Annotated in this window: 1 protein-coding gene; it reads right to left on the bottom strand. The window is 75.2% G+C overall.

The genetic code is table 11. The features are described from left to right. Positions 1–5,341 (bottom strand): acyltransferase domain-containing protein (locus ABZ281_RS35940; RefSeq protein WP_356662259.1); only part of this gene is annotated, 5,341 nt, incomplete at its 3' end. Positions 5,342–5,436 lie beyond the last annotated feature (95 nt).

The following is a 5,436-nucleotide window of genomic DNA, read 5'->3' as shown; positions in this document are numbered from 1 at the left end:
GGTCCCGGAGAAGGGCGGGCGCTTCGGGTGCGTCTGGTCCGCTGCGGGAGACGAGGGCCAGGTGCCGGGCACCGCGGTCGGCCAGCAGGCGGGCGGTGGCGGCGCCGAGTCCGCTCAGTCCGCCGGTGATCAGGTAGGTGCCGTCGCCGTCGAGGCGGAGCGTGCCGGGCGCGGGCTCCACGGGGACGGGTTCGTCCAGCGGGTCGAAGGTGACCACGACCTTGCCGGTGTGCCGGGAGTGCTGCAGGAGGTGGAAGGCCTCCTCGGCCCGGGCGGCGGGGTGGACGGTGTGGGGCAGGGGCCGGTACGTGCCGGAGGCGACCTCCGCCTCGAAGTCGGCGAGGAGACGGGACCCCAGTTCCGGGTCGTCGATGACGGCGTCGAGGTTGAAGCCGATGAACGTGAGGCTGCGGTCGAAGGGACGCAGCGTGATCGGGTTGTTGAGGAAGATGTCCCGCTTGCCGAGTTCGATGAACCGGCCGCCCGGGCGCAGCAGGTCGAGGCCCTGGCCGATGGCCTCGCCGCTGAGGGAGTTCACCACGACGTCCACGCCCCGGCCACCGGTCAGTTCCCGGACTCGCGGGACGAAGTCCAGGGTGCGGGAGTCGAGCACGTGCTCGACTCCGAGGGTGCGCAGCAGGTCCCGTTTGGTCTCCGTGCCGGCGGTGGCGATGACGCGGGCGCCCTGTCGGCGGGCGCACTGCAGGACGGCCAGGCCCACCGCCCCGGCCCCGCCGTGCACGAGCACGGTCTCCCCGGAGCGAAGGCCCGCCTGGTTGACGAGGGTCTGGTGCACGGTCAGGAATGCGACGGGGAAGGTCGAGGCCTCCGTGAAGCTCATCCCGTCGGGGATGCGGACGGCGGCGGCGGCGGGGGTCGTCGCGTGGGAGGCGAGGGCGGCGGGCACCAGGCCGCAGACCCGGTCCCCCGGCTTCAGGTCCCGCACTGCCTCTCCGACGGCGCGCACGACGCCGGCTCCGTCGGTGCCCAGTCCGCGGCCGATGGGGCTGTTCTCCACCGCCTCGGGCGGCAGCAGGCCGTTGGCCCGCATGGGATCGCGGTAGTTCAGGGCCACGGCCCGCATCTCGAGGGCGACCTCCCCCGGACCGGGCTCGGGGAGGTCCGTCTGCCGCCAGACCAGCCGCCTGCGCAGGCCGGGGTCACGTGCTTCCAGGATGAACGGAGCACCGGCCGGAACGCCGGGGGGCTCGTCGGCCGGATGCTGGATGTGCCGGGGAACGAATCGGCCGCCGGCGGTCAGGACGATCTCGTCCTCCCGGGCCGCCGGATCGTCGACGGGTGCGAGCAGTTCCCCGGCCAGGCGGCGGGCGTCGGCGCCGACGTCACCGGTGCGGTGGCAGGACAGACGCCGCAGGCGCAGGTCGGGCCGCTCGTTGGCCAGGGTGCGGCAGGCCGCCCAGACGGCCGCGTCGACCGGGTGCGTCGGCTGTTCCGGCGCCGGGAACAGCCCGGTAGGGCGGGTGACGAGCCAGATGCCGGGGCCGGTGCGGCCCTGCGGGTCGTCGCAGGCAGCGGCCAGGGATCGCAGCATCGCCGCGCGACGGGTGGTCGGCGTGACGGTGTTGTGCGGGCCGGTCTCGGCGAGCAGCAGGACGAGGTGCGGATCGGGGGCCGCGGGCAGGACCTCCTTCCAGGCGACGGCATCGTCGGGCGCGGTGACCACAGTGGCCTTCCCCAGGTGGTCGGCGAGCGCCTGCGCGGTCGGCATCTCGGTGGCGTCCTCCACGGCGACCACCCAGGCGGCGCCGAGGCCCGTCCGCAGCGGCTCCGGGTCCGGCACGGGGCCGTGGTCCGCCGCGGCGAGCAGGACGGAACGGTCCTCGGGCCCGGTCTGTGCCACGCGCGGGAAGCCGCACCGAGCCAGCAGCGGTGCCCACGCGTCGCGGGGCAGGATGCGGGAGGCCGGGCGCAGGGTGTGGTCGCCGCGCTCCCAGAAGGTGTTCAGCGCGCCGGACAGCAGGGCTTGCAGCCCGGCGTGGTGAGCTTCGGTGACCAGCAGGTGCCCGCCGGGGGCCAGCACGCCGTGCAGCCGGCTCAGGGTCGCGGCCAGGTCGGTGGTGGCGTGCAGGGTGTCGCCCGCGAGGACGAGGTCGAAGCCGCCCGGGGGCAGTCCCTGGCCGATCAGGTCGGCGTCCGGGTCCAGGGCGCGGTGGTCGACGAAGTCGTATGAGGCGAAGCGGTGTTCGGCGCGGGTGAGCACGCTCCTGGCGGCGGCCGTGCAGGTGTAGCGGGTCCGGTCGGGCGGCAGGACGGGGAGGACGGCTGCCGTCAGGGCGGTGGTGGTGGCGCCGAACTCCAGGACGCGCAGCGGACGGTCGGCCGGCCAGCGGGCGGCGATGTCGCCGAGCAGCGCCTGCACGACGCGCTGGGTGAAGCGGTGGACCGGGTCCGTCTCGTGGAGTTGCTCCACGGTGCCGTCCCCGGCGGGCAACAGTTCGCGGGCGTCGGCGTGTCCCCGCACCACGTCGGGCAGCCGGCGCAGTTGCCGGTTGAGGAGCAGGGTGCCGGCGCCGAACGCGGGATGGTCCGCCACCAGGTCGCGCAGCAGTGCCTCCGCCCTGGTCTGTGCGCCGGTCAGCTGCCAGGTGTTCTCCGCCTGCCGGGCGAGGCCGTGCTCGGCCAGCAGGGGGAGCATCAGCCGCGCGAGCCGCCGGTGCCGGGGCTGCATGCCCCCGGCCACCAGGTCGGCCATCGAGAACGGGGCCGAGGAGTCGGTGAGAAGTCCGCGCAGCGTCTCCGCCCAGCAGTGGGCGCCGGCCTGTTCCGCGGCGGCGGTGAACCGGCGGTGGCCGTCGTCGTCCAGGGCGGCGCGGGCGGCGGCGGTGCGAGGTTCGGCCGCGCGCGCCACCTCGGCGGGCTCGGGAAGCGGGGAGGGCGCGGCGGGACGTGCCGGGTGGGGGGCGGCCCGCAGCACGGTCTGCTGCACGGTCAGCGGGATGCGCTCGGTCATGTGGCCGCGGCGGGTGCGGCAGCCTTCGATCTCGGCGGTGACCGTGCCGTCCGGGTCGGCGTAGGTGATGTCCCAGCACATCTCGTTGGCGCTGCGGCCGCGGCGGCGCAGGTGCACGACGCCGATGGGCGCGGGGGTGCGCCACACGCGGACGGACCGGAACACGGTCGGCAGGAACGCGGCGGACTCCGCCTGCGCCCCCGCGAGGGCCACGGTGGCCTGGAGCGGCGCGTCGATCAGGACGGGGTGGGCGGTGTAGGCGTCGGTGTCGTGCCGCAGCCGGTAGCTGACCAGCACCTCGTCGTCGCCCGCGTCGATGTGGTCGATGAGCTGGAAGTCGGGACCGCAGTTCAGACCGATGGCGTGGCAGGTCCGGTAGAAGTCCGGACCGTCGACGCCGCGGTCGCAGCGTGCCCGGAGCGCGTCGACGTCGAGCGCGGCGGGTGCCGTGCCGAGCAGGGTGCGGACCTGGGCGCGTACGACGGGCAGGCACTCCCCGCCGTGTTCCTCGCGGACGCTGATGGTGACGGCGCCGTCGTCGGGGGTGACCGAGGTCTGCAGGGCGATCGGCGTCGGGTCGGGCCACGGCACGGACAGCGGACGGCCGATCTCAAGGTGCCGTACCTCGACCGGACGGTCCAGGGCGCGCCGGCCGGCGCTCAACGCCATCTCCACGTAGGCGGCGGCCGGCATGAGGACGTCGTCGCCGATCCTGTGGTCGCCAAGCCAGGGCACCAGTTGCGGTTCGACGGTGCCGTGCCACACGGGGTGCGGGGCGGGCATCCGCTCGCCCACCAGCGGATGGTCCAGCAGGCCGCTGCCGATGGCGGCTTTGACGAGGTCCTGTGGGGCGCCGTGCCAGTACCGTTCGTGCTGCCAGGCGTAGGCGGGCAGGTCGACCACCCGGCCCGGGCGGGGGAAGTGGTGGCGCCAGTCGGTCGCGGTGTCGGCGGCGAGTGCCGCGGCGACGGCCGCCGCGGTCTCGCGGGGGCCGTCCCCGTCGCGGTGCAGGGTGGCCACGCAGGTGGCGCCGGTGCGGCGCAGATAGGGACGCAGCACCGGGTGCGGGCCGATCTCGACCAAGAGCCCGGCGTGCCCGTCGGCGAGGCGGGCGGCGGCATCGGCGAACCGGACGGGTTCGCGGATGTTGCGCCACCAGTACTCGGCGTCGAGTTCGGTTCCGTTCAGCGGGGTGCCGGTGACGGTGGAGAGGAACGGGATGCGGGCCGGGGCGGGTTCGAGGCCGAAGAGGGCCGCGCGCAAGGGCTCCCTGATGGGGTCCATGGCCCGGCTGTGGAAGGCGTAGTCCAGGTCCAGTTCGCGGAAGAAGACACCGCGGCCGGTGAGTTCGGCCCCCCAGGCCGCCAGGGTGTCGGCGTCCCCGGCGACGGTCACGTCACGGTCGCTGTTGACGCCCGCGATCTCCAGCGCCCCGTCGTGCTGGAGCAGTTCCTCGCGAGCCTGTGCCTCGGGCAGGCCGACGGCGGCCATGCGGCCCCGGCCGGCGGTGGCGCCCTGGGTGCGGCTGCGCTCGGCGATCACCAGCGCCGCCTGCTCCAGCGTCAGGGCTCCGGCGGCGCGGGCGGCGGCGACCTCGCCGACACTGTGTCCGGTCACCGCCCGCGGACGCACCCCGTGCGAGGCCAGCAGTGCGGTCAGGCCGACCTGCACGGCGAACAGGACCGGCTGGGCGATCTCGGTGCGCTGCCACGTCCGGGGGCGCGGGTGGGCCAGTTCCTTGGTCACCGACCAGCCCAGGTGGGGCGCCAGGGCCGCGTCGGCCTCCTCTACGGCCAGGCGGAAGGCCGGTTCGCTCTCCAGCAGGTCGGCGGCCATGCCCGGCCACTGGGAGGCATTGCCGGAGAACACGAACGCGGTTCCGTCCCGCACGCCCTTGCGTACGACGGCCCCGCGGGCGGGTTCCGCGGCCGTCAGCCGGTCCAGCTGCCGGGCGGCGTCCTGCGGGCCGGCGGCCAGGACGGCGGCGCGGTGCGGGTGTGCGGTGCGGCGTACGGTGCTGGTGCGGGCCAGGTCATAGAACTCCTCCGGCGCCGTGTTCCTCAGCCGCTCCGCCATGCGGGCGGTCATCGATTTCAGCGCCTTGGGCGACCGCGCGGAGACCACCAGCGGCAGCGGGCGGCCCTGCGGCGCCGGGCCCGGCTCGGGATCCCGGGCGGCGGGGGGCAGGGTGAGGACGGCGTGGGCGTTGGCCCCGCCGAAGCCGAAGGCGCTCACGCCGACGGCGGCCCTCCCGCCCGGCTCCAGCGGTACGGGCTCGACGGCGGGGGCGAGTCCGAGGCCGTCGAAGTCGATACGGGGGTTGAGGGGAAGCGCGTGCAGGGACGCCGGTACCAGCCGGTGGCGCAGCACGTCAACGACCCCGCGTTCGCGCAGTACCTCACCGACCCCACCGAGCTTCCCGCCGTCACGCCGGAGCTGATGGCCCAGACGGTGATCCCTCCGGA

It is taken from the genome of Streptomyces sp. NPDC006265 (assembly GCF_040613555.1).
Taxonomy (GTDB): domain Bacteria; phylum Actinomycetota; class Actinomycetes; order Streptomycetales; family Streptomycetaceae; genus Streptomyces.
Note: the sequence above shows the minus strand (reverse complement) of the source record. Positions and strands in the feature narration are given on the sequence as shown.